Origin of the sequence: Collimonas sp. OK412, assembly GCF_900112135.1 — a bacterium.
GTDB lineage: Bacteria > Pseudomonadota > Gammaproteobacteria > Burkholderiales > Burkholderiaceae_D > Collimonas > Collimonas rhizosphaerae.
Genome location: NZ_FOLC01000010.1, coordinates 1 through 26,210, shown reverse-complemented (window position 1 = coordinate 26,210; position 26,210 = coordinate 1). Strand labels below are relative to the sequence as shown.

The following is a 26,210-nucleotide window of genomic DNA, read 5'->3' as shown; positions in this document are numbered from 1 at the left end:
CGGCTTCTTCAATCCTTGTCCGGCGGATGGAAATAATCTGCCATCAAAAACGACACCGCGCGCGCTTTGCCTGCCGCAAAAAATGCGTGCAACAACAGAGGAGATTTGACTTAAAATCAACGGCAATCCGTTATCGCGTAAACTGCCGCGGCGGTCCGGTCCGAAGCTGCTTTTCCGCTGTCTTGCCGGATTGCCGGACCGCCGAAACAGCATAAAACCAGGATCCCCAAACTCATCTTCAGGAGGCGCATGAGCGCTGCACCATCCCAACATGCCGACCTGAACCCGCCGCCCGCCGCCAAACGCGCCTACCTGGCGGACCTGATAGCCGGGCTGTCGATCGCCGGCCTGCTGCTGCCCGAGGCGGTCGCCTATTCCAGCATCGCCAACCTGCCGCCGCAAACCGGGGTGATCGCGCTGTTTGCCGGCCTGCTCTGCTACGGCCTGTTTGGCAGCAGCCGCTTTGCCATCGTCTCCGCCACCTCCTCCTCCGCAGCAGTGCTGGCGGCAGCCACGGCATCCATGGCAAACGGCGACACCGGCTTGCGCATGACGCTGGCGATCGGACTGGTGATGATTACCGGACTGTTTTTCCTGCTGGCCGGCCTGGCGCGCATGGGCGGCATCACCGATTTCATCGCCAAGCCGGTGTTGCGCGGGTTTGCCTTCGGCCTGGCGCTGGTCATCATTTTCAAGCAGTTTGCCGGCGTCGTCGGCGTCCATCCCGAGCATAGCGACATGACGCGCTTCATCCCTGAAATGGCGATGCAGGTCGGCCGCTGGAACTGGATCAGCGTCGCCGTGATGGCGGCCGCGCTGGCCTTGCTGTATCTGTTTGCGCGCCTGCGCCGGCTGCCGGGCGCGCTGCTGGTGATCGTCATCGGCGTCGCCGCCGGCCAGTGGCTGGATTTGACCCGATATGGCGTCGGCCTGGTCGGCAGCATCCACCTGCAGCTGGCGACGCCGACACTGCCCATGCTGTCGCGCGCCGACTGGCTGCGCCTGGGCGAACTGGGCTTTGCCATGGGCATGATCCTGTACGCCGAATCGTATGGCGCCATCCGCAGCTTCGCCATCAAGCATGGCGATACGGTGGCGCCCAACCGCGACCTGCTGGCGCTGGGCGCCTCCAACCTGCTGTCCGGCCTGTTCCACGGCATGCCGGTCGGCGCAGGTTATTCCGCCACCTCCGCCAATGAAGCCGCCGGCGCCACCTCGCGCCTGTCGGGCTGGGTGGCGGCGCTGGTGATGCTGGCGATCGTCCTGACCTTGCTGCCCGCCATCGCCCTGACGCCGGAACCGGTGCTGGCGGCAATCGTGATCCACGCCGTCGGCCACACCCTTAATCCCGCCATCTTCCGCCCCTATTTCCAGTGGCGCCGCGATCGCCTGGTGGTGATCGCTTCCGTGATCGCCGTGCTGCTGCTGGGCGTGCTGGATGGTTTGCTGGCTTCGATTGCGATCAGCCTGCTGATGATGCTGCGGCAATTTTCACAATCGACCATCTCGGTGCTGGGCCAGCTCGGACAAGGCCATGATTTCGTCAATATCCGTACCCATCCGGAAGCCCGTCCGGTGTCAGGCATCATCATCCTGCGCCCTAACGAGCCGCTGTTTTTCGCCAATGCCGAACGCATCCTGGGCCAGGCGCGGCAGAATATCCTGGCCGCCCCGGCGCCGCTGCACACGGTGATCCTCAGCCTGGAAGAGTCCCCGGACCTGGACAGCTCCAGCCTGGAAGGCCTGCATGATTTTTTTAATTTTATCGACAGCCGCGGCTTGCGTTTATTGCTGGCGCGGCTCAAGGATCCTGCGTATGACTGCATGAAAAACGCCGTCGCCCCCGGCTTTCCGCTGGAATCACTGAGCGCGCTGAGCGTAGCGGAAGCCGTGCACCTGGCGCTGGCGGGCCGGCAGGCCGCAAACCCAATCATCGAAACCCTACCCGGAGAATAACCATGCCAGCATGCTGGAAAACATTGGCGGCCCCGCTATGCGCTGCACTGGCGATCGCCACGGCTACAGCGGCGCACGCAGCAGAGATCGCCTTTTCCTCTCAGCGCGATTTCACCGAAATCAGCCTGACCATCAAGGATACCTATAACGCCAATCCGGATTCGGTCGCCCTCGAAATCACGCTGAGCCAGGATGCCCAGCAGCGCATGGCGGCGGCCAGCGGCGCGGCGCTGGAACAGGACCTGACCGTAGTCATCGATGGCAGGGCGGTGAGCACATCGCACGTGCAAAGCGTAGTCGATACGCCCCAGCTGCGGATCGCCATGCCGAAACAGGCCGTCATGGAACTGCTGCCGTCTTTGCTCGGCGCGAGCGCCGCGGCAAACCCTCAAGGAGCGCCGGCGGAACCAGCGGCGCTGGCGGCGCCCGCACCGGCCGACACGCATGCACCGCTGCTTGCCGCCGCGCCATATGTGGTCCAGGCCCAGCAGGTAACGCCGCCATCGGTCTCGGAGTCTCCTGCGGAATCGCCCGCGGAAGCCGCGCCGATGCCGATGCCCGCGGCACAGGAACCTGGCCTGGCGCCGGGCGTGCCGCCGGATCTGGCGATGACGCCTGCGGCAGATGCCGTACCGCCGCCACCGCCTCCGTTGGCGATTCCGTCATGGGCGCTCGGGGCATGGCTGCCAACCAGCGCCACGCCTTCGCCCTACGCCGAGATCAACCAGGGCGATCCGGTGGCGATCTACGCCAGCGCGGTCGACGCCATCAACTGCAACCGCGCCAGGCTGTCGATACTGGACAGCAGCAATGCGCGGGTTCGGCTGCGGGTCGCCCCGGATAGCCAATGCGTGATCTCCGGCGTGCGGGTCGACCGGCTGCAGCTTTCTCCGGCGCTGGAACCCGGCAAGATCGCCATTTCACTTTATGCACCGCAGGACGACATCAACGGCCCGCCATCCAAGGAAAGCATCTACCGCCGCAGATAGGCGAACGGCCCGGCGGGCCAATAAGCATGGCCGTGCACGGGCCTGCGGCAACGGCATTCAAGAATTTCCGATACTATAGCGAATCGATTGATAAATTAGCAGAATGTCATCGCGCGAGTGAAACTCATTGCAGCTTTACGAGTCTCAGCCGGGCAGGCGGCAGTCATGTGAAATATCACGGTACTGTAGCGTCTCCGGACTTCTGATCAATTTATTCACGACCAATATTTATGCAACGCTACACACCCCCCGCCATTGTGCTGCACTGGCTGGTCGCCATCCTGATCGTCGCCACCTTTGCCCTCGGCCTGACCATGGTCGACATCCCCGGCCTGACCCCCACCAAACTGAAATATTTTTCCTGGCACAAGTGGCTGGGCGTCACCGTGCTGGGCCTGGCTTGCATACGCCTGTTGTGGCGTAAAACGCAAGGCGCGCCGCCTTATCCGGACAGCATGCAGCCATGGCAGCAGCGCGCCGCGCACGGCCTCCACATCCTTTTGTATGTGCTGATCTTTGCGGTGCCGATCTCGGGTTATTTCTACAGCCTGGCGGCCGGCGTGCCGGTGACTTATCTCGGCTTGTTCCCGATGCCGGTGCTGATAGCGCCGAATCCGGACCTGAAACCGATCCTGAAGCTGGTCCACTACACACTCAACATGATCATGCTGGGCGCCGTCTCGCTGCATGTGCTGGCGGCGCTCAAGCACCATTTCATCGATCGCGACGGCGTGCTGAAACGCATGCTGCCCTGAACATCCCTCTCCATCACAAGGAATATTCCATGACCCGTTTCCTGTTACGCACCACCGCTATCGGCCTGCTCGCCATCGGCGCCAGCTGGCCGGCCGTCGCCGCTCCCCTGAAACCGGACCTGGCCAAGAGCAATGTCACCATCGTGTTCAAGCAAATGAACGTGCCGGTGGAAGCCAAGTTCAAGCAATTCACGGCGCAGATCGATTTCGACAGCGCCCAGCCCGCAGCTGCCAAAGCCAGCGTCGACATCTCGATCCCGAGCTTCGACCTGGGCGATCCTGAATACAATAAGGAAGTGCTGAAGAAAGAATGGTTCAACGCCGCGCAATTCGCCAAGGCCAGCTTTGTCGCCAGCTCGATCAAAGCCAGCGCCGGCGCGCCTGCCGGCAGCAAGTACGACGTCGCCGGCAAGCTGACCATCAAGGGCAAGACCACCGACGTCAGCTTCCCCCTGAGCGTCAAGAAAGAAGGCGGCGCGCAAGTCTTCGACGGCAACCTGCCGATCAAGCGCCTCACCTATAACATCGGTGAAGGCGAATGGAAAGACACCAGCATGGTGGCAGACGAAATCGTCATCAAGTTTCACCTCGTAACGAACTAACTCGGTATTTTTTCTCTTCAAAACAAAAGGACAATCAACAATGAAACTGAAACTCATCATCGCCGCTCTGCTGGCGGCCAGCGCAGCCAGTGCATTCGCAACGGTCGATACTTACACCATCGACCCCAACCATACCTATCCGAGCTTCACCGCTGACCATATGGGAATCTCCTTCTGGCGCGGCAAATTCGAAAAGACCAGCGGCAGCGTGACGCTGGACCGTGCCGCCAAGACCGGCTCCATCGATATCCGCATCGATGCAAGTTCCATCGATTTCGGCCAGGCAAAGATGAACGAACATGCATCCAGCCCTGACATATTCGACGTCAAGAAATACCCTGAGGTGACCTACAAAGGCACATCGGTGAAATTCGACGGCGACAAGCCGGTCGCGATCGACGGCGAACTGACCCTGCACGGCGTCACCAAGCCGGTCACGCTGACCATCAATTCTTTCAAGTGCATCCAGCATCCGATGCTCAAGCGCGAAGTCTGCGGCGCCGATGCAAGCGCCTCCTTCAACCGCAGCGACTTCGGCATCACCTACGGCTTGCCGATGTTCTCGCCGGAAGTGAAGCTGGCGATCCAGGTCGAAGGCATCAAAAGCAACTGATCCGGTTACAGCCGGCAGCTGCCTGACACAAGGCCGAGCGGCGACATGCCGCTCGGCTTTTTTCATTTCCGGGCCGGGGACAGGCAATTCATCGTCCTGTAATACAAACTCGATAAAATCTTCGCTTCGCTTTCCATTTCGCGGAGCACGCCATGTCCAGCCACAACACTCCTACCTCCAGACGCCGGAATTTCCTGCGCAAAATGACTGCCGGCGCCGGCGTGCTGCTGACCGGCGCACCGCTGCACAGCGTCATGGCGCAGGGCGGCGCGCCAGCCCTGGTTACCTCGGACAAGCTGCGGCCGCAACTGCCCAGCGGCGTGATGAGCGGCGACATTACGCGCGACAAGGCAATCATCTGGAGCCGCGCCGACCGCCCCTCGCGCATGGTGGTGGAGTACGCATCGAATGAAAATTTCCGCGATGCGCTTACGGTGCAAGGGCCGCTGGCCCTGTCCAGCAGCGACTTCTCGGCCCGGGTCGACCTCAGCGGCTTGCCCAGCGGACAAACCGTTTTTTACCGCGTGCGTTTCCAGGACATCCAGAATCCCTCGGTCTACAGCGAGCCGCTGAGCGGCAGCCTGCTGATCCCCGGCGGCGCCGAGCGCGACATCACTTTCGCCTTCTCCGGCGATGAAGCCGGCCAGGGATGGGGCATCAACGAGGCCTGGGGCGGCTACCGGATCTATGAAACGATGCGCCGCTTCAAACCCGATTTCTTCATCCATTCCGGCGACCAGATCTATGCCGACGGCATCATCGAAAAGGAAGTCAAGCTGGACGACGGCACGCTCTGGCAAAACCTGGTGACGCCGGCCAAGTCCAAGGTGGCGGAAACGCTGGACGACTATCGCGGCAATTTCGCCTATAACCTGCTGGACGCCAACAAGCTCCGCTTCGCCGCGGAAGTGCCGTTCCTGGTGCAATGGGACGACCATGAAGTACGCAACAACTGGTATCCGGGCCAGAAAATCGGCGCGGCGGAAAAACGCTACCAGGAGCGCGACCTGTCGACCCTGGCAATCAACGCCAAGCGTGCGATGTTCGAATACAACCCGTACCGGATCGAGCCCAGCGATCCCGAACGGGTCTATCGCATGTTCAACTACGGTCCGCTGCTGGAAGTGTTCATGCTGGACGAACGCAGCTACCGCGGCGCCAACTCGCCGAACCGCCAGAGCGCGCTGACCCAGGACGCCGCCTTCCTCGGCGCGGCGCAATTGCGCTGGATCAAGCAGGCTTTGCTGCGTTCGCGCTCGACCTGGAAAGTGATCGCCAGCGACATGCCGATCTCCATCGTGGTGCCGGACCTCAACCCGGATGTGCCGCAAGGCACTTTCGAAGCATGGGCCAACAACGATCACGGCAAGCCGAGCGGACGCGAACTGGAAGTGGCCGACCTGCTCAAGTTCATCAAGCAGCACGATATCAAGAACGTGGTGTGGGTCACCGCCGACGTGCATTACGCCTCGGCCACTTGCTATCTGCCTGAGAAAGCCAGTTTCACCGACTTCAAGCCGTTCTGGGAATTCGTCGGCGGCCCGCTGCATGCCGGCACGTTCGGCCCGGGCGAAATCGACCGCACCTTCGGTCCCGACGTGCGTTATGTCAGCATTCCCAGCGACATGAAGCAGAACCGTCCGCCCAGCGAACTGCTGCAATTTTTCGGCATCGGCAAGATCGACGCCAAGAGCAAGGTCATGACGGTGTCCCTGCACAACGTCGATGGCAAGGATTTGTTCAAGGTCGACCTGCATCCCGAGGCCTAGGACCACCAATAGGGTTTACCCGACTTGCTGCGGCCTTGGCGGGGCGCTACCATACGGCTAAGTTTGCCATTTCGGCGAACAGCTTACCCGTGCCGCTCTATGTTCCGCCTGCCCCGTCCATTGCGTCAGCTAGCCGTCTGCCTGGCCATGTTTGCAGCATTGCTGCCAAGCGTGGCGCAGCTGCTGCCGGCTGCCCACGGCCAGCCGCCGGGGCTGGGCGAGCTATGCAGCACGGCTGGCCATGTCAAGGCCCCCGGCTCGGACAACCCGGCGCCAGACCAGGACCACCAGGGCCACTGCCTGCTGTGCTTCATCCACGCGACCGATGTCGGCTTGCCGCCCAGCCTGGGCTTATGGCAGGCCCCAGCCAGCGCCAGCGTCGACCTGGCGCCAGCCATATCCGCTCTGCACGCCAGCGCCATCTGGCTCAATCCGCAATCACGCGGGCCGCCGGCCTTTTCTTGATTTTGTCTGCTAACGCAAACTCCCATCGCGGGGAGTTTGCGCCTTACAACTTACTCAAGGAATACCATGGCTACGCCATCACGCCGCCGCATCCGGCCCGCAATACTGCCGTTTGCCGCGCTTTCTGTCATTGCACTGTTTCCCCATGCAGCCCTGGCCTGCGCCAGTTGCGGCTGCACCCTCAGCTCAGACTGGGACAACCTCGGCATCGGCAACGCTTCCGGGTTCAAACTGGATATCCGCTACGATTACCTGAACCAGAACCAGCTGCGCAGCGGCAACAGCACGATTTCGCCCGGCGCCGCCAGCCGGATTTCCAATAACGGCGATCCGCAAGAAGTCGAAAAATATACCCGCAACAATTACCTGACGCTGGGCCTCGACTACAGCATCAATCCGGACTGGGGCATCAACCTGCAACTGCCCTACATCATGCGCAGCCACAGCACGCTAGGCACCGCCTCGGATGGCGTCACGCCCGGGGATGGCGGCGGCCAGTACGATTCAAGGACTTCCAGCATCGGCGACCTCAAGCTCATCGGCCGTTACCAGGGCTTCATGCCGGAACACAATTTCGGCGTCATGTTCGGCCTGAAACTGCCAACCGGCAGCCATACCGACACCGCCATGTCCAGCGACCCCAGCGCGCCAGGCCCGGTCCCTATCGACCGCGGCCTGCAGCCAGGCACCGGCACCACCGACGCCATCCTGGGTGCCTATTACATGGATACGCTGAGCCAGAATTGGGATTATTTTGTCCAGGGCATCGTGCAGAAAGCGCTGAATTCCAGCGATCATTACCGCCCTGGCGACGGCGCCAACCTGAACCTCGGCCTGCGCTACATGGGCAATGCTGCTTTCACGCCGCAAATCCAGCTGAATGTACGGCGTGTGCTGCACGATACCGGCGCCGATGCGGACACCGTCAGCACCGGCGGCACCCTGGTCTATCTCAGCCCGGGAATATCGGTTCCGGTCAGCCAGCAAGTCTCGCTGTACGGTTTTGTGCAATTGCCGGTCTACCAGAAGGTCAACGGCGTGCAGCTTGCACCACGCTATACCGCAACCCTGGGCCTGCGTTACTCGTTCTAGCCTGCATGCGCGGGCCATGTCGGCCCGCGCATGCACCCAGGTTCCGATTGACATTCAAGTAACGAAAAACCGAGTATTTACCCGGCCAATCGAATATTTCCTTAAATGCATCGAAATGCATGGATCAAGGGCATGCGGTAGAAATATCACAATTGTTTTCAATTGTATCGATAACCGTGTCAGCCATATCCAATCCGGCGGCGTTTAACACCTACCTCGGTCATATTGCCAGGTGCGGCGCACAACATTGCTTAGTCGTGCTGCGGTAGACGGATAGATACATAGATTGACAATAAGGTGCGCCAGCTGAACGGCCACATGAGTTTCACTTACTCCATGGAGAACAAAATGAAAGCATTGTTTATTTCAGCAGCAGTGGCAGCAGCCTTACTGACTTCGGCAGCCAGCTTTGCCCAAGCCCCGGCAGCAGCGCCAGCCGGCACTACCGGCATGTGCAAGGACGGCAGCTATTCTTCCAACGCTACCAAGAAAGGCGCTTGCGCCGGCCATAAGGGCGTAAAAGAATGGTATTCCGCTGCACCGGCAGCAGCCGCACCTGCCGCCGCTCCGGCTCCAGCCGCAGCCGCCCCGGCAGCGCCAGCCCCTGCTGCCGCTAAAGCAGCAGCTCCGGCTGCTCCGGCAGCAACCCCGATGGCGCCAGCCAAACCTGTCGTCGCAGCTACCGCTCCTGCAGCGGGCGGCGGCGCAGGCAAGGTCTGGGTCAACAGCGCCAGCAAGGTATATCACTGCGAAGGCACCAAATACTACGGCAAGACCAAGGCCGGTTCTTACATGACGGAAGCGGAAGCCAAGGCGGCAGGCAACCATGCCGACCACGGCAAAGCTTGCAGCTGATAGCTGACTGCAACGGGACCCCAGGGTCCCGTTGTCGTTTCTGGCTGATGCTCATGCAAACCGGCGGCGCCGCGGTCGATAAAATCGGCATCGGTTTTATCTATCTTTAACAATTTTGCCGCTATTTTTGATGCTTTTTACGCTACTCTTGACGGGTAGTTTAAAGATGGTCAACTCTGAAAGGAAATCTCATGGGCTTTATCGCTTGGTTGATAGTGGGCGCAATTGCAGGATGGCTGGCAGGCGTCCTGGTCAAGGGCGGCGGCTTCGGTGTGCTGGTCGATATCATCGTTGGTATCGTCGGCGCTTTCATCGGCGGCTGGCTGGCGGGTATCCTCGGCATCCAGGTCGGCGGCGGCTGGATTGCATCGATCGTGACGGCCACCGTCGGCGCCGTGATCCTGCTGTTCATCCTGCGGCTTATCAAGCGCGCCTGAGTTGCAGCATTGCCGGATGTATCAGAAAAACCCGCGTCAATGCGGGTTTTTCTTTTTCCGGCGCAAATCCTTGCCTTACTTGAAGTCACAAGCCATTTGCGCCTTCAGCGTCAGTCCTCGCGCGCTATGGTCGCAGCGGACGAGATAATCCAGGAAAGACGGCGCCGGCGGCATGCCTTCACTCAATATCCGGCGCTGGTCGAAGATGTAATTCAGGCGCGAAAAGCGGCCGTACAGCGTCAAGGCTTTATGCAGCATGCGGGTATCGATCGCCTCCTGCGCTGTCGCGCCGAATGATTGCACCATCTGCTTCAGCGCCGCTTCCGTCACGCGCTGGTAAGGCTGTCCTTGCCCGCTTGCTTCGGTTTGCCGGAACGCCTGCAACAGCTCGCCTACCGTAGCGCTGCCGTCCTGTCCCGCCGAGATGTGATACACCGGAAAAGCCAAGGTCGGCTTCAAGGTCAACGCCACTATCGTGCTGGCGCAATAATCGACCGGCACGATATCCAGGTAAGCGCTGGGCGGACAGACAAAACGGTTCAGCTGAGAGACCACTTTCAGCAGCCAGAAGATGCTGGCCGACGGCTTGCAGCCCAGCGCCGAATGGCCAACGACGATCGACGGCCGCAACGCTACCAGCGGCAGCTCCGGGAAGCGTTCCCGCAGCTGGTTTTCTGCGCGTGCCTTGGATGCGGTATACGGCACCAGGTGCGCGCGCTCAAGCGGCAAATGCAAGGTTTCGGTGACCAGCGGCCCGCGCGCGACGCCGCATGCCATCGCGGCGCCAACATACACGAAGCGCCTTAGCCCGGCCACCCGGGAGAAGCGTTCAGCCAGGCGCATGGTGGCGTCGACATTGACCGTCCAGATAGCGGGCCGGTCGGCAAACGAAGTGATCGCCGCGCTGTGGATGACATGGCTCACGGCATCGAGCCTGGCGTCGGCGAATGCATCCGCATCGCTCAGGTCAGCGACGATGACCTGCTGCTCCGAAACCTCTGGCGGCGGCGCTCCCGGCTGCGTAAAGCGAGCGATCGATTGACGCACCCGCTGCGCGCCTTCGGCAGCCGATCTTGCACGTACCAGAAAAAGCATTTCCTTGAAATTTCCGGTGTCGGCGAGAGCCGCCGCAATCGCCCCGCCGACGAACCCCGTGGCGCCGGTGAGAAATATGCGTGCCGGTCCGGACTGCCGCGTCTGCGCGGCAAGGTCCTGGGTGTCGCGCAGCCACTTCGATCGCGGAAACAGGTTAAATACCATGTCGTGTCAGCAGTCCGAGGGCGCTCAAAACGAATAGTTCACGCTGGTGAATCCACTGTAGTTGGTCTTGGCCAGGACCAGCGGGCTGTCGGCTGCCTTTTGCACATAATGCGTGGCGCCGACCATGGTGGAGACCGACCAGGTCCGGTTGAAGCTATGGGTCCACACGACCGAGGCATTCAACGCGTTCAGGCCCGATTCCGCCTTGTATTGCGCATAGCCCGAATTGCGGCTCTGCAGTGCGGTAACGCCAAAGAACGTCTGGTTGTATTTGGCGCTGCCGAAATACGCGGCGCCGCTGACGGTGACATTGTCCTTTTCCAGCTTCAGCACGGTGCTGCTCAACTGCGCGTGATAGCTGATGCCGCGCTCGCGGTTGCTGAGCGGCTGCGACAGGCCGGCCGAAAAGCTGCTGCTGCCTCCCAGCTTGATGCCGGCTTCGAGATTGGCCAGCACCGAGCCCTTGATCTCGCCCATGCCTTTCAGTTTGTCGGATCCTGACCGCAAGCCGTCGCTCGAATCCTTGCGGCCGGCGTCGTAGCCGATGGCGGCGCTGGCAAACAGCGTGTCGCTGATGTCGTGGCGGTAACCGGCGCCCTGCGTGCTGTCGAGGAAGAAACCGCTGGGGGAAACGATCTTCAATACCGGCACCGGCACCGCCCGGTACTCGTCGCTGCCGGCATAACGCGCCATGCGGCCGACGCCGAGCCCGATTGTAATCTTGGTGTCCTGCAGCCAGGACCCCGGCTGGCTTGGCGCGGCCTGCTGCGCCGCCGCCATGCGCGATGCAAGAAGGCTGCAAACGGTGACAGCGATAATTGACTTGATTTGGTGTTTCAAATTTTTCTCCGGTCGGTAAAGGAAACCAGCGCACATTCTCGGCAGTCTCGTCGCGCGTGTCTGTGAGACAACGGTGGGAAAAATGTGCGAGTCCGTATCATTTATGTGTTTGTTTGTAATGGCTCCATCGAGCGCTTGACGGCGGCGCTATCATGGACAAAAGAGGAAAAAACGGAATGAAGAAGGTTTTACTGATCGAAGATGACGCGCGCCTTGCCGAATTGATATCGGAATACTTGTGCCGCTACGATTTCCAGGTGACGCTGGTGTTGCGCGGCGACCTGGCGCTGGAAGCGATTGCCCAGGAACAGCCGGACGTGGTGGTGCTGGACCTCATGCTGCCGGGCATGGACGGCATGGATATCTGCCGCGCGATCCGCAAGACGTCGTCGCTGCCGGTGCTGATGCTGACCGCGCGCGCCGACATTTTCGACCAGGTGGCCGGCCTCGAAATCGGCGCCGACGACTACATGCTGAAGCCGGTCGAACCGCGCCTGCTGCTGGCGCGCCTGCGCGTCATCCTGCGCTGGGTGGAGCTGCGCGGCCAGCCTGCGCACAGCGCGCAGTTGCAGTTCGGCGAACTGGCCATCGACCTGTCGGCGCGCCAGGTTTGCTGGAAGGGCCAGGAAGTCGACCTCAAGACCGCCGACTACAACCTGTTCGTGATCCTGGTGCAGGCCGCCGGCAAAGTCTTGAGCCGCGACGAGCTGCTCAAGCGCTGGCGCGGCATCGGCTTCGACGGCCTCGACCGCACCGTCGACGTCAGCATTTCGCGCTTGCGCAAATGTTTCGACGACGACGCCAACGAACCGCGCAAGATCAAGACCGTGTGGGGACGCGGATACCTGTTCAGCCCTATCGCCTGGGACGAATAATGCTAAGAATCCTGATACGCCTGTATTTGATCGTTGCCGTCCTGTCGATCCTGTCGATCATCTTCGTGCAAAGAGGTTTTCCCTATCTGTTCTCGACGCAATTCACGACCCAGATGCATCGCGAATACGCCAGCGAGTCGATGCTGCTGCGCCGATACCTGGGTCAGGTCCGGGACGACGCCCAGCAAGCCAGGCTGGATGGCATGAATCGCATCAGCCAGCAACGTTACAGCCGCATGTCCGAAGAGCAGGTGCATGCGCTGTCGCCGACGGTCCGAAGGGAGCTGGCGCAACACGGCATGGCATGGAACCCCGGCGGCGACGTTAACCATCCCGAGGTCTATATCACGCTGGATGACGGCAGCATCCTGACAGTTCATCCGCGTATTTCTTCCGGCTGGATTGAAGTGATTGCCTATGCGATCATTTTCAGCGTCATGCTGGGAGCGATGCTGCTGTGGCTGACGCCGCACTGGCGCGACCTGGAAAAACTGCGCATCGCCGCCGCCCGCTTTGGCGACGGCGCACTGGATGCGCGCGCCAAGCTGTCCGAGAACTCTTCGATCAAGCAGCTGTGCGCCTACTTCAACAACATGGCCGACCGCATCGGCGCATTGATCACGGCGCAGAGGGACATGGTCAACGCTGCTTCGCACGAGTTGCGCACGCCGCTGGCGCGGCTGGAATTCGGCCTGGTCAACCTGATGGACACCACCGACGACAGCAACGCCCACAAACGCATACAGGCGATGCGCAAGGACGTGGAAGAGCTGGATATCCTGGTCGGCGAATTGCTGACGCTGAGCATGCTGGAACAGTCGTCGCTGGCCGAATCCAGGGAAAAGATCATGCTGGAAGATTTCTTGCGTTCCGCCACCGGTATCTCCAGCGAAGAACTGGCCCTGCGCCGCAGCACCATCAGCTGGGCTATCGACGCCACGCTGAAAGAGATCGTCGTCGAACCGCGCAGCCTGGGCCGCGCATTCTCCAACCTGGTGCGCAATGCATCGCGCTATACGCGCAGCGCCATCAGGGTGCGCGCCGAACCCGGCGCCGGCTGCTGGAGCCTGATCGTCGAAGATGACGGCATCGGCATCCCGGAACAGGAACGAGAGCGGATTTTCGAACCGTTCTACCGGCTCGACCGCAGCCGCGACCGCGCCACCGGCGGCTACGGACTGGGCCTGGCGATCGTCAAGAAAATTGCCGACCGGCTGGGCGGCACGATCAGTGTCAGCAGCTCGGAACTGGGCGGCGCGAAGTTTGTATTGAATTTGCCGCTGCAGGGCCCGGCCGCCTTGCCGCGGCATTAACCGTTTCTAAGCGTTTCTAATCGTCTCGCGCGCCCTTTTACCCGCCCTCCTATCACCTTTACTTATTCCAGATAAGGCAAGCTGACAGCCGCGCGCACAAGGGTGTGCGCCAAACGCGCCGGGCGCATCGGGAAATCATTTCCGCTTTTTATATTCATACTATTTCCCTAGCGAATCAGCGTGGTGCGCGCTAGAATCCCAAGACCAAATTTGGGAGGATTTCATCTGTGATGTGTACTACCCGTCGTTTCACATTAGCCGCTCTCGCCCTCGGCATCGCTTCATTCAACGCCGCAGCGGCGACCCCGAATGATTCCGCGCCGCTGGGAAAACTGCCACGCTGGGCCCAGCCGCTGGCCTATCAGCTCGACTTGCGCGTCGATCCGCGCCAGCCTGGCTACAGCGGCAGCGCCGCCATCGACATCGACCTCAAGCAAGCCGCCGACCACCTGTGGCTGCATGGCCAGGACCTGGCCGTCAGCAAAGTCACGCTGGCCGATGCGCGGAAAAAAACCTATGCCGGACGCTACAAGGTAGCGGCGCAAAAAGAAGGTGTGGCGACGATCGAGTTCGGCCAGACGTTGCCGGCCGGACGCTATCGCGTGACGCTGGAATACAGTGCGCCGTTCAACGAACAGCTGGAAGGCGTGTACAAGGTCAGCAGCCAGGGCGCGCCCTATGTCATCACGCAGATGGAAGCGATCAGCGCGCGCTACGCCTTCCCCGGTTTCGACGAACCGTCCTTCAAGACGCCGTTCACGCTCAGCCTGACCGTGCCTGAGGACCAGGTCGCGGTCGCCAACACCCGGCAGACCGGCGAACAGAAGCTGGACAAGGGCTGGCGCAAGCTCAGCTTTGCGCCGACCAGGCCGCTGCCGACTTACCTGGTGGCGTTCGCCGTCGGCCCATGGGATGTGGTGAACGGACCGGAAATCCCGGCCACCCAATGGCGCCGCCAGGCGACGCCGCTGCGCGGCATTGCGCCGCATGGCGAAGGCCCGCGCATCGAACCCGCGCTGGCGCAGACGCCGGCCATCATCACCGCCCTGGAAGATTATTTCGGCTTCGGCTACCCGTTCGACAAGGTCGACCTGCTGGCGGCGCCTGACTTTGCCGCCGGCGCCATGGAAAATCCGGGGCTGGTGACGTTCCGCGATTACCTGATGCTGCTCGATGCAAATTCGCCGGCGCACAATGTGCGCGGCTCGTTCAATGTCACCGCCCACGAACTGGCGCACCAATGGTTCGGCGACACGGTCACCATGCCATGGTGGAACGACCTGTGGCTCAACGAGGCGTTCGCCACCTGGATGCAAAGCAAGATCACGCGCCAGCTGCATCCCGAATACCGCGCCAACCTGGAGCTGATCAACGGCGCCAGCTACGCCATGCAAAGCGACAGCCTGGTCAGCGTGCGCCGCATCCGCCAGCCGATCACCGGCAACGGCGATATCGAAACGGCGTTCGACGGCATCACCTATCAAAAGGGCGCGGCCGTGCTGAACATGTTCGAGCGCTACCTCGGCGCCGACACATTCCGCCAAGGCGTGCGGGCGTATATCAAGCAGCACCAGTTCTCCAACGCTACCGCGGATGACCTGGTGGCGGCGCTGGCCAAGGCTTCCGGCAAGGACCGGCGTTTTGCGAAAGCGATGCAAAGTTTCCTCGACCAGTCCGGCGTGCCGCTGGTCGACACCAGGCTCAGCTGGGAAGACGGCAAGGCCGTGCTGCACCTGAAACAGCAGCGCTACCTGCCGCTCGGCTCGACCGGCGAAGCCAAGCGCCTGTGGGGCATTCCGGTATGCGTACGCTATAGCGTCGCCGGCAGCGACGGCGCCAAGACGCAATGCGAACTGCTGGACCAGGAGCAAGGCAAGATGGTGTTGCAAGGCGCCTCCGCCAGCAGCTGGTACATGCCGAATGCAGACGCCGCCGGCTACTACCGCTTCAACATGGCGCACGATGACCTGGTGCGCCTGACTGCCAGCCTCGGCCAATTGCCGGACACGGAACAGCTGGCCTACGCCGACGCCATCAACGCCGGTTTCGACAGCGGCGCCCTGGATGCCGCCGCCGTGCTGGCCGCGGCGCCGCGCCTGGCGCAGTCAAACACCCGCGAAGTAGCGACTGCGCTGATCCCGACGCTCAAGTGGTTGTCCAAGCATGAAGCCCGCAACCAGGCCCAGCAGGCCCGCCTGACTGAACTGGCGCGCCAGCTGTACCTGCCGCGCCTGCAGCAGCTCGGTTACCAGCGCCGCGCCAATGAAAGCCAGGACGACGCCCTGCTGCGCGCCACGCTGGCGGAGTTCCTGGCGCTCGACATGAAATTGCCGGAAGTGCGCCAAGCCCTGCTGGCGCAAGGCAAGCAAGCGCTGCAGCCGGATGCCGACGGCCAGCTCAAGCTGGCAGCCGCCAATCCCGACCTGCTGCGTTCGGTGCTGGCAGTGAGCACGCAAGACAGCAGCGACAGCGCCATCGACGTCTTGATCAAGGCGCTCGGCAGCACCAGCGAACCGGCGCAACGGATGGCGATCCTGACCGGCCTGGGTTCTGCCACGACCGCCGGCAATGCCGAACGCGCCCGCAACCTGGCGCTCGATCCGCGCGTCAAGGTTGGCGAAATCAGCACCCTGCTGCGCGCCAGCCGAGAAGATGGCGAAGGCCGCGACGCCATGTGGAAATGGTTTACCGCCAACCATGCGCAACTGATCAAGCGCAGCGGCGATTCGTCCGGCGGCAAGCTGCCGGGGCTGGTGGCCGGCGACAGCTGTTCGCAGCGCGAAGCAGAGCGCCTGACGACATTTTTCCAGCCGCTGCTGAAACAATTGCCTGGCGCCGAGCGCGGCCTGGCGCAAACCCGCGAAAAAGCGCTGCTGTGCACCGCCTTGCGCGACAAGCAGGATCCGGAGGCAATCCTGCGCTGAAGCGTGTCAACCGCGGCCTGAGCAAACGCTTTCATTTGGGCGTATAACCTGAACTTTGACTGCCCCAGCTTTAACCCGGTTTTAGAATGCCTTACAAGGCTGTTTTTTCCGATGACTTCTCATAAGGATTATTTACTCGTGAAACGATCTCTGATTTGTGCAGCAGTGCTGACACTCGTTGCAGGCTATACCTGCTCCACCGCCAGTTTTGCCCAGACTCCGCGCACCGTGGCCGCCGCCATCGTGGCGCAGGCGTCGCCGCTGGCCAGCGGCATCGACATGCAGAACGCCGATACGGCGGTGCGCCCCCAGGACGACTTCTACAGCTACGTCAACGGCAGCTGGCTCAAGAAAACCGAAATCCCTGCCGACAAATCGTCGTGGGGCGCGTTCTACGAGCTGCGTGAAAACTCGCTGAACCAGCTGCATACCATCGTCGACGCGGTCAGCGCGGAAAAGAACATCACGCCTGGCTCCAACCAGCAGAAAATCGCCGACCTGTACGCCAGCTACATGGATGAGCCGGCGCTGGAAACGCTCAGCATCAAGCCGCTGGACGCCGAGTTCGCCAAAGTCGATGCGTTGAAAGACAAGAAACAGATCCCCGGCTTGATCGCCCACCTGAACAGCATCGGCGTCAACGCGCCGTATGACATCGGCATCCACCAGGACGCCAAGGATTCCAGCAAGGTGATCGCCGACCTCGGCCAAAGCGGCCTCGGCCTGCCGGACCGCGACTATTACCTGAAGGCCGACGACGCCAAGCTGAAAGACACGCTGGCCAAGTACCGCGCCCACATCGAAACCATGCTGGCGCTGTCCGGCGACAAGGCCGCGAAGAAGAACGCCGCCAGCATCGTCGCCCTGGAAACCGAACTGGCCAAGGTGCAATGGACCAAGGTCGAGAACCGCGATCCGGTCAAGACCTACAACCGGGTTGAACTGGCGCAGCTGCAAGCACTGGCTCCGCATTACGAGTGGGACGGCTACCTGTCCGGCGCCGGCCTGAAAGACAAGGTGACTTACCTGGTGGTCAGCCAGCCTAGCTACATCAAGGGTTTCGACAAGATCCTGGCAAAGACGCCGCTGCCGGTCTGGAAAGCCTATTTCAAATGGCATGTGCTGAGCAGCTTCGCCTCTGACCTCTCCAAGCAGTATGTCGACCAGAATTTCGCATTCAAGGGCACCGTGCTGCGCGGCGTGCCGGAAAACGAACCACGCTGGAAGCGCGGCATCAATGTGGTGGAAGCCAGCGTCGGCGAGGGTCTGGGCCAGCTCTACGTGCAGCAGTTCTTCCCGCCTGAGAACAAGGCGCGCATGGAGAAACTGGTGGCCAACCTGATCGCCGCCTACAACCACAGCATCGACGGCCTGGACTGGATGGGAGCCGATACCAAGAAGCAGGCGCAAAAGAAACTGTCGACGCTGATGCTGAAGATCGGCTATCCGGACAAATGGCGCGACTATTCCAGCCTGGCCATCAAGCGCGACGACCTGGTCGGCAACGTGATCCGTGCCCGCGAGTTTGAGTTCAAGCGCAACATCGACAAGCTCGGCAAACCGGTCGACCGCACCGAATGGGGCATGACGCCGCAAACCGTGAACGCCTACTACAACCCGGAGTTCAACGAAATCGTGTTCCCGGCAGCGATCCTGCAACCGCCGTTCTTCAACGCCAATGCTGACGACGCCGTCAACTACGGCGGCATCGGCGCGGTGATCGGCCATGAAATCAGCCACGGCTTCGACGACCAGGGCAGCCAGTACGATGAAATCGGCAACCTGCGCGACTGGTGGACCAAGGAAGACCACGAGAAATTCGCGGTCAAGACCAAGGCCCTGGTAGCGCAATACAGCGCCTACAGCCCGGTTCCCGGCTACAAGGTCAACGGTGAGCTGACCCTGGGTGAAAACATCGCCGACAACTCCGGCCTGGCGATCGCCTACAAGGCTTATCACCTGTCCCTGGATGGCAAGACGCCGCCGGTAATCGACGGCCTCAGCGGCGACCAGCGCTTGTACCTGGGTTGGGCCCAGGTGTGGCGCGGCAAGGTGCGCGACGCCCAGGCCATCGTGTATGTAAAAACCGATCCGCACTCGCCGCCGCGTTTCCGCGGCAACGGCACGCTGGGCAACCAGCCTGGTTTCTACAGCGCGTTCGACGTCAAGCCGGGCGACAAGATGTACCTGCCGCCGGAGCAGCGTGTCCTGATGTGGTAAACATCGCAGCCGTTGTGCCGTGATCCGGAAGCCGCCGACCCTGTCGGTGGCTTTTTTTATTTGCAGGCGGGAGAATGCGCCAGACCGGCGCTTAGACGAGATAGTTGTTCCGGATCCGTTCGATATCAATGCCGAGCACCTTGCGCAGGTAACGGTCCATGCCGCCGTATTCCTCATCGATCACCGCCAGCGCCGCATCCATGTAAGCCGCCTCCACCGTCATCAACGGCGCCACCAGCTGCGGCGGCAATTCAACCTTGAACATCTGCGCCAGCGCTTGCGCATTGGCCATGGCGTTATGGCGATTCGATTCCAGGTAATTGGCGATGATGGCGGCGTGGCCGACGCCCAGGGCGGACAACAGCAAGGCGCTGGCAAAACCGGTGCGGTCCTTGCCGGCGGTGCAGTGATAGAGCATGGTCTGGTTCTGCTCCGCGCGTTGCAGGAAACGCCGGAACTGGGACTGGTAGCGCACCGGGAAGGCACGGTAAAAATCGATCATGAACCGCCGGCTGTTTTCCGGATCGCCGCTCTTCACTATAGGCTGCAGCACTTCCGCCGACAGGTTGCCGACCATGACCGGATCGGAGACCCAGTTGAAAGAGGACGCAAATGCCGTCTCCGCGGCATGCTTCTCGGCCTCGGTGCGGAAATCCAGCACCAGGTCCAGCCGGTAATTCTTGAGCTTGTCGATATCCGCCGCCGACGCCATGCCCGGATTGGCGCCGCGCAGCAGCCGGCCCATTGCGATGCGGCGCCCGTCCGCCGCCTGATAGCCGCCCAGGTCGCGCGTATTGCGCAGCGCCTCGAAACCGAGGTCGCCGTGGCTGTGCGTGGAATTCAGCATGCGTTCAACTGCCCGCCGGCATATTCTGGAAACATCCCCGTTCCTTGTTGATTGATTGCTTGATTTAGCGATGCATGCCGGCATGTACGCCGGATGCGCTTGCAATAAGGCTATCACCAAGTGGAAGAAACGGTCCAGCAGCACCGCCGATCTGTTTTAGTAAACTGGCAAAAGCCCTAACTACCGCCAAAACCACGTCTTCTTTTGTTTTCATCAAGCAATATCACTATAATACGCGCTGGTGCAATACGGGAAGGTATGATTCATGCTTACCTGGCTGCATCGCTTGATCAATATCAGAAAGTGGCAATCATGCACCCTCATCGTCGTCTTTTTTCCTGCCTGCTCTCCTTCGTCCTGCCGATCGCGGTCGGCGTCTGCAGCCCGCTGTCGGCCAGCTTTGCCGAATCCGGCGTCACCGACCAGAAAATCATCCTGGGACAATCCGCGGCATTTTCCGGCCCTGCCGCACAGCTGGGAATCCAGATGAATGCCGGCGCCAAGGCGTACTTCGACTCTGTGAATGAACAAGGCGGCGTGTTTGGGCGGCAGATCGAAATCATCAAGGCCGACGACAAATACGAAGCCGACCTGGCGGCCGCCAATACCAAGCGCCTGATTGAAAAAGACGATGTGTTCGCTTTGTTCGGTTATGTCGGCACCCCTACCAGCAACGCAGCCTTGCCGATTTTCACGCAAGCCGGCGTGCCGTTCTTTGCCCCGGTCACCGGCGCCCAGTCGCTGCGTGAACCGCTGAACCGCCAGGTCTTCAATATCCGCGCCAGCTATTTCGACGAAACCGAACACCTGGTGGAAAAACTGGCGAACGTCGGCATCAAGAACATCGCCGTGTTCTACCAGAACGACGCCTATGGGCGCGCCGGGCTGGAAGGCGTGCAGCGCGCGCTGAAGAAGATGAACCTGGAACTGGTCGAAGCGGCCACGGTGGAACGCAACAGCACCGACGTCAAGGAAGCCGTCGGCAAGATCCTGCCGAAACGCCCTGCCGCGGTCATCCAGATCAGCGCCTACGCCTCCTGCGCCGCCTACATCAAGGAAATGCGCAAGGCCGGCTATAACGGCCAGTTCTATAACGTATCGTTCGTCGGCAGCCAGGCCCTGGCCGACGCCTTGGGCAAGGATGGAGAAGGCGTCGTCATTTCCCAGGTGGTGCCGTTCCCATGGAGCTCGTCGACCCCGGTGGTGGCTGAATACATCAAGCTGATGCAAAAAGCCGGCGTCAAGGAGCCTAACTTCTCCAGCCTGGAAGGTTTCATCGCGGCCAAGGTGTTTGTCGAGGGCTTGAAGCGGGCCGGCAAGGACCTGACCCGCGCCAAACTGGTCAAGGCGCTGGAAACCATCAACATGAAGAACTATAACGGCGGCGGCTTCGACGTGAATTTCACCGGCAGCAACCATAGCGGTTCGAAATTTGTCGAAATGACCATGATCACCAAGGACAAGAAATTCCTGAATTGACAGATTTGGTCAGGCAGTCGCGCAATAAAAAATCCGGCGCCAAGCCGGATTTTTTATTGCCTGAACGTTCATCGCCTCACACCGGCGTCAACACCGCTTGCCCGGAAAAATGCCGCCCGGCGTTTTCCAGGAACAGGCGGACCGTCTCTGCCACCGACTCCGGCGACCAGCCCGCCACGTGCGGGGTCAGCACCGCGTTCGGCAAATCCAGCAATTCCGCCGGCGGCAGCGGCTCGCTCTCGTAGACGTCGAGGCCGGCGCCGGCCACCCGCCCTTCGCGCAAGGCCAGCGCCAGCGCCGCGGTATCGATCACGCTGCCGCGCGCGATATTGACGATGAAACCCTGCGGTCCCAAGGCGTCCAGCACCGGGCGGTTGACCATGTGGCGGGTACCCGCGCCGCCAGGCGTGGCCACCACCAGGAAATCGGCCCATTGGGCCAGTTCAAGCACTGAGGCGAAATACGCGAACGGGACATCGCCGCGGACCGAACGGTTGTGATAGCCGATCGTCATGTCGAAACCGGCGGCGCGGCGCGCGATCTGCTTGCCGATGGTGCCGAGCCCGATAATCCCCAGCCGCTTGCCGGAGACGCTGGGCGGCAAAGGCAGGGCGTCGCGCCAGATGCCCTGGTGCAGGGCCACTCCCAGCTGCGGAATGCCGCGCACCGTCGCCAGCAGCAAGCCCATGGCGTGATCGGCGACGCAGGCATCGTTGGTGCCGGCGCCGTTGGACACGGTAATGCCGCGCTCGCGCGCAGCCGCGACGTCGATGTTCTCAAAGCCGGCGCCCAGCGCGCAGATCAGCTCCAGCTTGGGCAGCGCCGCGATTTCGCCGGCATGCAAGCCGATCGAACCGATGGTCAGCACGGCTTGTATGGCGTCGGCGTGGCTGGCGATGGCGGCGCTGCGCTGCTCCACCGTGGGCGCATAGACGACCTGGAAGCCTTGTGCGATGCGTTGCAGGCTTTGGTCGGACAAAGGATTGAGAATAAGCAGGATGGGAAGCATAGGATGGCGTCGCAAGAATGTTTTAATCAATTCGCGCCAGCGGCGCAATGCCCATCATGATAGCCGCGATGCAATTGCTCTGCTTGGCGGCCGGCCGCCGATTGTTACGTTGCGCGGCGCGGATATTCTTCGTTCGCGGCTTGACTCATGCCGCCGTTATTGTTTTATCATTGGCGCTGGCTGCTGCGGCTGGCGTTAATTCGCCATGCCACGGCGACCAGGAAAATTGAATGCCGACACACATGCTGCATTCCCGTTCATTCCAGAGCAACCTAACATTGGGGAAATAAAATGGCCTTGTGCATCAGTGTGTTTGAACATCTGGACCCGCAGGTTTTGCGCAACCACCAGCATTACTGCAGGCTGTTCGGTTATCCGCACCGCTGGCTGGAAACCGCGCACATTGCCCATCCCATGCTGCGGCAGGCGTACCGTTATCACGTGCTGCTGCAGGAATTGCGGCAAGCCGCCGACAACGACTGGGTCCTCCTGCTGGACTGCAATGCCGCCATTTTCCATCCGCTGGCGATGGAAACCTTGCTGGCCGGCCGCGACGCACTGGTGGTCAAAGGCCCCAGCCGCAGCGCGTCGGGCGAGCCGTGCATCGTCATGAACAACATGCTGGCGCTGCGCAATACCGCGGAAAACCGCAAGATCCTGCATGACATGATCTTCATCTTGCACAAGGGCCTGATCCGGGATGAAATGGGCCGGAGCGAACTGAACCTGCTGGAGAAATTCCCGGTGCTGGAAATCAACGCCATGATCGGCGACAGCTACGTCAACGTCAGCTGGTGCATCACGAAATGGTTCGACGCCCGCATCTTCATGGTCAGCCTGGCTCCCCTGCCCTCGGCCGACAGCGAACCGAACCACGACATCCTGTTTGACCAGCGCATGAAAAACCTGCTGGTGCGGCAAATCAACGGCGCATTTATCGACGGCTTGCCGCTGCTGAAGACGCCGGCCTACCCGGCCCTTTCCGACGAACTGCAATCGAGCTTCAATCCAGAGGCGAAAATCGCGCTGGTCACGCTATACACCCATCACATCGCCGACTACGCCCGCGTTTCCGAGCACAACGTAAAACGCTACTGCGATCGCCATGGCTACGCCTACCATGTGTATCGCGCCATTCCGGAACCGCTGGACAGCAACATTTCCGGAACCTGGGTGAAAAGCTGGCTGTTGTCGCGCTATATTGCCAACCACGACTGGGTGATCTGGATAGATGCCGACATGCTGTTTACCAACCAGGCGAAAAAACTGGAGCCCTTGCTGGAAAACCGCGACGCCCTGTTTGCCAAGGACATTGGCGGCTGGGAGTTGAACGCTGGAGTAATGGGCTTTCGCAATACGGGCGCAAACGCCGAGCTGCTGGAAAAGATATGGCAACGCGTCACCGGCGTCGACGATAAATCCTCGGTCTACAGCAGCCAAGGAGATCAGTTCCACACCATCGAGGTATTGCGCGAGGCCGGCATGCTGAATGAACAATACATCGTCGACTGCCTGAGCATCAACACCCCGCCCCAGCTTGCCACCAGCGATACTTTGCTGACGCACTACCTGGGCTGGGGCGAACCTTACCGCTCGGTGTACATGGCCGACGACGATGCCACGTCGCAAAGAAGCGGCGGCTAACCACGCGATGCGCTTGCACGCGAATCATTTCCAGGTACCGGCATGCCAATCTTCCTAGTGCAACTCAGCGTCATCGTCCTTGCCGCCCTTGTCTGCGGGGCTGCGGCAGAAAAGCTGGGCCAGTCCCGGGTAGTCGGAGAAATCGCCGCCGGCTTGCTGCTTGGGCCATCGGTCCTCGGCGCCATCGATATCGATGCATATCGTTTCCTGTTCAGCAGCGCCAGTATGCCGGCCTTGTCGCAGCTGGGGGAGCTCGGCCTGGTGCTGCTGATGTTCCAGCTTGGCCTGCATCTTGACCTGAAGAGCCTGCAGGGACGGCGCCAGGCCAACGCGCCGCTGCTGGTCGCCCTGCTGGGAATGCTTATCCCGTTTGCGCTGGGCTGCGCCATCGGCCTGGTCTCCAGGCCGTGGATTGCGCCGCATGCCGGCGCCGTCGGCTACGTCTTGTTTTGCGGCCTGGCGCTATCGATATCCGCGGTGCCGGTGATGGCCAGGATCGTGATGGACCTGCGCATGGCCGACTCTTATCCGGCGACCGTCGCGCTGGCCGCGGCGACGCTCACGGACATACTCGGCTGGCTGTTGCTGGCCATGATTGCCGCCTTCGCGGCCGGCACCTATGCATTCGACCGCACCCTGCGCGACCTGGGCTTGCTGGCTGCGTTTATCGCGTTTTCCCTGCTGCTTGCCAAGCCGCTTTGGCGCAGCTTGCTGAGCCGCGGCAAGACGACGGCGCCGTCGGCCGCGATATTGGCGTGCGTGGCCTGTTATGTACTCCTGTCCTCATGGATAACGGCGGCGATCGGCTTCCATAGCGCTTTCGGCGCCCTGATGGCAGCCCTGGTCCTGCGCGGCCACGCCGACCTGGCGCAAGCCTGGCGGCGCCAGGTGACAGGTTTTGTCGAACTGATCCTGATGCCGGTTTTTTTCGCCTATGCCGGCATCCATGTTTCTTTGGGCAGCGTGCAGTCGCCCGATTTCTGGCAATGGTTCTTGCTGTTCCTGGTTGCGGCGGTCCTGGGAAAATTCGGCGGCAGCTACCTGGGGGCGCGCTGGTCGGGAATCCCCCACCGCGATGCCAGGATCATAAGCGCGCTGATGAACACCCGTGGCCTGATGGAACTGATCGTGCTGACCATCGGCCTGCAGCTGGGCATCCTGCCGGTTCCGGTGTATTCGATGCTGGTGCTGATGGCCCTGGTGACGACGGCGATGACCGTGCCGCTGCTGCGGTTCTGGCAGCGCCAGGAGAGGATGCCCGCCGGCAACCGGCGGGGTGCCGGGGCAGTGACCCGCGATCCGTGAACCCCGGACGGCGACGTGAACAGGACAGCGCCAGCCTGAGTCAGCTTATGCAGCTTATACTGCGCGCAACACGTATTGTTCATCTACAGGGATCTCCATCATGAAAAAAACAGGAATGGCAAAGAGCGACGCCAAGAAGCTCATGGGTAAAATGACTGCCCCCGGCGCTTCCGCCTTTGGCGGCGGCGATGCGGCGACGATCGACCGGCGCGAGCAGCGCAAGCGCGACCAGGCGGCAGGGCTGGTGCCATTTGCCGTCAAGCTCAATGGCGCCTTGGTGCTGCAATTGCAAACCCTGGCGAAAGAGCGCGAACTGGACCTCAATCAGCTGGTGGCCGAGCTGCTGGCCAAGGGTCTCGCAGGCTGAGCCGGGCAAGCATAGATCGACAGATGCGCGATCATTCATAACATCGCCACGGCGAGAGTCATATGGGGTCAGAGTCAACTTTCGCAGCGCTTCATCGCGAAACTTGACTCTGACCCCATATGACGGATTCGGAGAAAGACAGGGCGCACAGCACGGTTTTGTCTTTTTTTAACGATGAGAGGCAGGTACTCCGCGGCCCGCTAAGTGGGGTCAGAGTGAAGTTTCTGCAAAAAGCGCGCAGAAAGTTCACTCTGATAATCATCTAGCCGTCCTCCCCTTGGCAAACGCCAAGCGATAAAGTAACGGTGCGAACCCAACTTTATCAAGGAGAACGGCATGTTATTTTGCGGCATAGACCTCCATTCGAACAACAATTTTATTGTCATTTCCGATGACACGGACAAAGTCGTGTATTCCAGGCGATTACCGAATAATCTGGACGAGATTTGTGCGGCCTTGGAACCGTATCGGTCAGAGCTCTCTGGCGTTGTTGTGGAATCGACCTATAACTGGTACTGGCTTGTCGACAGTCTCATCGAGGCTGGTTATTCTCTGCACCTGGCCAATACCACGGCCATCAAGCAATACGATGGT

At 61.1% G+C, this 26,210-nt stretch carries 23 protein-coding genes and 1 pseudogene; 19 read left to right on the top strand and 5 right to left on the bottom strand.

The features are described 5' to 3' along the window. The first annotated feature begins 249 nt into the window (after positions 1-249). The 10 genes from BM062_RS12380 to BM062_RS12335 all read left to right on the top strand — a co-directional run bounded on the left by BM062_RS12380 (position 250) and on the right by BM062_RS12335 (position 9,533). Positions 250-1,956 carry a SulP family inorganic anion transporter gene (locus BM062_RS12380; RefSeq protein ID WP_092397235.1) on the top strand — a complete coding sequence of 569 codons (1,707 nt, stop codon included), beginning with the start codon at positions 250-252 and terminating at the stop codon, positions 1,954-1,956. Between the two features lie 2 nt (positions 1,957-1,958). After that, entirely contained in the window at positions 1,959-2,945 is a 987-nt protein-coding gene (locus BM062_RS12375) for a hypothetical protein (protein WP_092397233.1), read from the top strand. A 230-nt stretch (positions 2,946-3,175) separates the two neighbouring features. Then, on the top strand, positions 3,176-3,700 hold the full coding sequence (locus BM062_RS12370) for a cytochrome b (protein ID WP_092397231.1): 525 nt from the start codon (positions 3,176-3,178) through the stop codon (positions 3,698-3,700). Positions 3,701-3,729: 29 nt separating this feature from the next. Next, entirely contained in the window at positions 3,730-4,302 is a 573-nt protein-coding gene (locus BM062_RS12365; RefSeq protein WP_092397229.1) for a YceI family protein, read from the top strand. A 40-nt stretch (positions 4,303-4,342) separates the two neighbouring features. Further along, on the top strand, positions 4,343-4,915 hold the full coding sequence (locus tag BM062_RS12360; RefSeq protein ID WP_092397227.1) for a YceI family protein: 573 nt from the start codon (positions 4,343-4,345) through the stop codon (positions 4,913-4,915). 152 nt (positions 4,916-5,067) lie between these two features. Beyond that, complete coding sequence (locus BM062_RS12355) at positions 5,068-6,684, top strand: alkaline phosphatase D family protein (RefSeq protein ID WP_092397225.1); 1,617 nt, start codon at positions 5,068-5,070, stop codon at positions 6,682-6,684. Positions 6,685-6,831: 147 nt separating this feature from the next. Then, positions 6,832-7,149 (top strand): DUF2946 family protein, encoded by a 318-nt coding sequence (locus BM062_RS12350; RefSeq protein ID WP_175500983.1) that lies wholly within the window; start codon positions 6,832-6,834, stop codon positions 7,147-7,149. Positions 7,150-7,215: 66 nt separating this feature from the next. Then, on the top strand, positions 7,216-8,241 hold the full coding sequence (locus BM062_RS12345) for a TonB-dependent receptor (protein ID WP_092397221.1): 1,026 nt from the start codon (positions 7,216-7,218) through the stop codon (positions 8,239-8,241). Positions 8,242-8,589: 348 nt separating this feature from the next. Further along, complete coding sequence (locus BM062_RS12340; RefSeq protein WP_092397219.1) at positions 8,590-9,096, top strand: DUF3761 domain-containing protein; 507 nt, start codon at positions 8,590-8,592, stop codon at positions 9,094-9,096. Between the two features lie 191 nt (positions 9,097-9,287). Beyond that, on the top strand, positions 9,288-9,533 hold the full coding sequence (locus tag BM062_RS12335; protein WP_014007628.1) for a GlsB/YeaQ/YmgE family stress response membrane protein: 246 nt from the start codon (positions 9,288-9,290) through the stop codon (positions 9,531-9,533). 75 nt (positions 9,534-9,608) lie between these two features. Here the strand turns inward: BM062_RS12335 and BM062_RS12330 are convergent, their stop codons facing one another. Together BM062_RS12330 and BM062_RS12325 are read right to left on the bottom strand one after the other, a co-directional pair. After that, positions 9,609-10,793, bottom strand: coding sequence for an SDR family oxidoreductase (locus BM062_RS12330; protein WP_092397217.1), 1,185 nt, complete (start codon positions 10,791-10,793; stop codon positions 9,609-9,611). A 24-nt stretch (positions 10,794-10,817) separates the two neighbouring features. Beyond that, positions 10,818-11,633 (bottom strand): MipA/OmpV family protein, encoded by an 816-nt coding sequence (locus BM062_RS12325; protein WP_175500982.1) that lies wholly within the window; start codon positions 11,631-11,633, stop codon positions 10,818-10,820. A gap of 176 nt (positions 11,634-11,809) precedes the next feature. Here BM062_RS12325 and BM062_RS12320 point away from each other — a divergent pair, with 176 nt between their 5' ends. The 4 genes from BM062_RS12320 to BM062_RS12305 all read left to right on the top strand — a co-directional run bounded on the left by BM062_RS12320 (position 11,810) and on the right by BM062_RS12305 (position 18,965). Next, complete coding sequence (locus BM062_RS12320; protein ID WP_217647583.1) at positions 11,810-12,508, top strand: response regulator; 699 nt, start codon at positions 11,810-11,812, stop codon at positions 12,506-12,508. Then, positions 12,508-13,821, top strand: coding sequence for an ATP-binding protein (locus BM062_RS12315; protein ID WP_175500981.1), 1,314 nt, complete (start codon positions 12,508-12,510; stop codon positions 13,819-13,821). The genes BM062_RS12320 and BM062_RS12315 overlap by 1 nt, the downstream gene beginning before the upstream one ends. A 230-nt stretch (positions 13,822-14,051) precedes the next feature. After that, complete coding sequence (locus tag BM062_RS12310; RefSeq protein WP_092397209.1) at positions 14,052-16,745, top strand: M1 family metallopeptidase; 2,694 nt, start codon at positions 14,052-14,054, stop codon at positions 16,743-16,745. 111 nt (positions 16,746-16,856) lie between these two features. Further along, a complete protein-coding gene (locus tag BM062_RS12305; RefSeq protein ID WP_371326582.1) occupies positions 16,857-18,965 on the top strand; it encodes a M13 family metallopeptidase in 2,109 nt (702 codons plus the stop codon). A gap of 91 nt (positions 18,966-19,056) precedes the next feature. Here the strand turns inward: BM062_RS12305 and BM062_RS12300 are convergent, their stop codons facing one another. Further along, positions 19,057-19,812, bottom strand: coding sequence for a tyrosine-protein phosphatase (locus BM062_RS12300; RefSeq protein WP_175500980.1), 756 nt, complete (start codon positions 19,810-19,812; stop codon positions 19,057-19,059). 64 nt (positions 19,813-19,876) lie between these two features. Next, a complete protein-coding gene (locus BM062_RS25550) occupies positions 19,877-20,026 on the bottom strand; it encodes a hypothetical protein (protein WP_175500979.1) in 150 nt (49 codons plus the stop codon). A gap of 98 nt (positions 20,027-20,124) precedes the next feature. On the opposite strand from BM062_RS25550, the gene BM062_RS12295 reads away from it, so the two are divergent. Further along, on the top strand, positions 20,125-21,291 hold the full coding sequence (locus BM062_RS12295) for an ABC transporter substrate-binding protein (protein WP_175500978.1): 1,167 nt from the start codon (positions 20,125-20,127) through the stop codon (positions 21,289-21,291). A gap of 76 nt (positions 21,292-21,367) precedes the next feature. Here the strand turns inward: BM062_RS12295 and BM062_RS12290 are convergent, their stop codons facing one another. Next, complete coding sequence (locus tag BM062_RS12290; RefSeq protein ID WP_175500977.1) at positions 21,368-22,300, bottom strand: 2-hydroxyacid dehydrogenase; 933 nt, start codon at positions 22,298-22,300, stop codon at positions 21,368-21,370. Positions 22,301-22,591: 291 nt separating this feature from the next. Here BM062_RS12290 and BM062_RS12285 point away from each other — a divergent pair, with 291 nt between their 5' ends. The 4 genes and pseudogenes from BM062_RS12285 to BM062_RS12270 all read left to right on the top strand — a co-directional run. Beyond that, complete coding sequence (locus BM062_RS12285; RefSeq protein ID WP_092397202.1) at positions 22,592-23,944, top strand: glycosyltransferase family protein; 1,353 nt, start codon at positions 22,592-22,594, stop codon at positions 23,942-23,944. A gap of 42 nt (positions 23,945-23,986) precedes the next feature. After that, positions 23,987-25,249, top strand: coding sequence for a cation:proton antiporter (locus BM062_RS12280; protein ID WP_092397200.1), 1,263 nt, complete (start codon positions 23,987-23,989; stop codon positions 25,247-25,249). 100 nt (positions 25,250-25,349) lie between these two features. Continuing rightward, entirely contained in the window at positions 25,350-25,616 is a 267-nt protein-coding gene (locus BM062_RS12275) for a hypothetical protein (protein ID WP_092397198.1), read from the top strand. Between the two features lie 336 nt (positions 25,617-25,952). Next, positions 25,953-26,210, top strand: a pseudogene (locus BM062_RS12270) (IS110 family transposase); the annotation flags it as partial.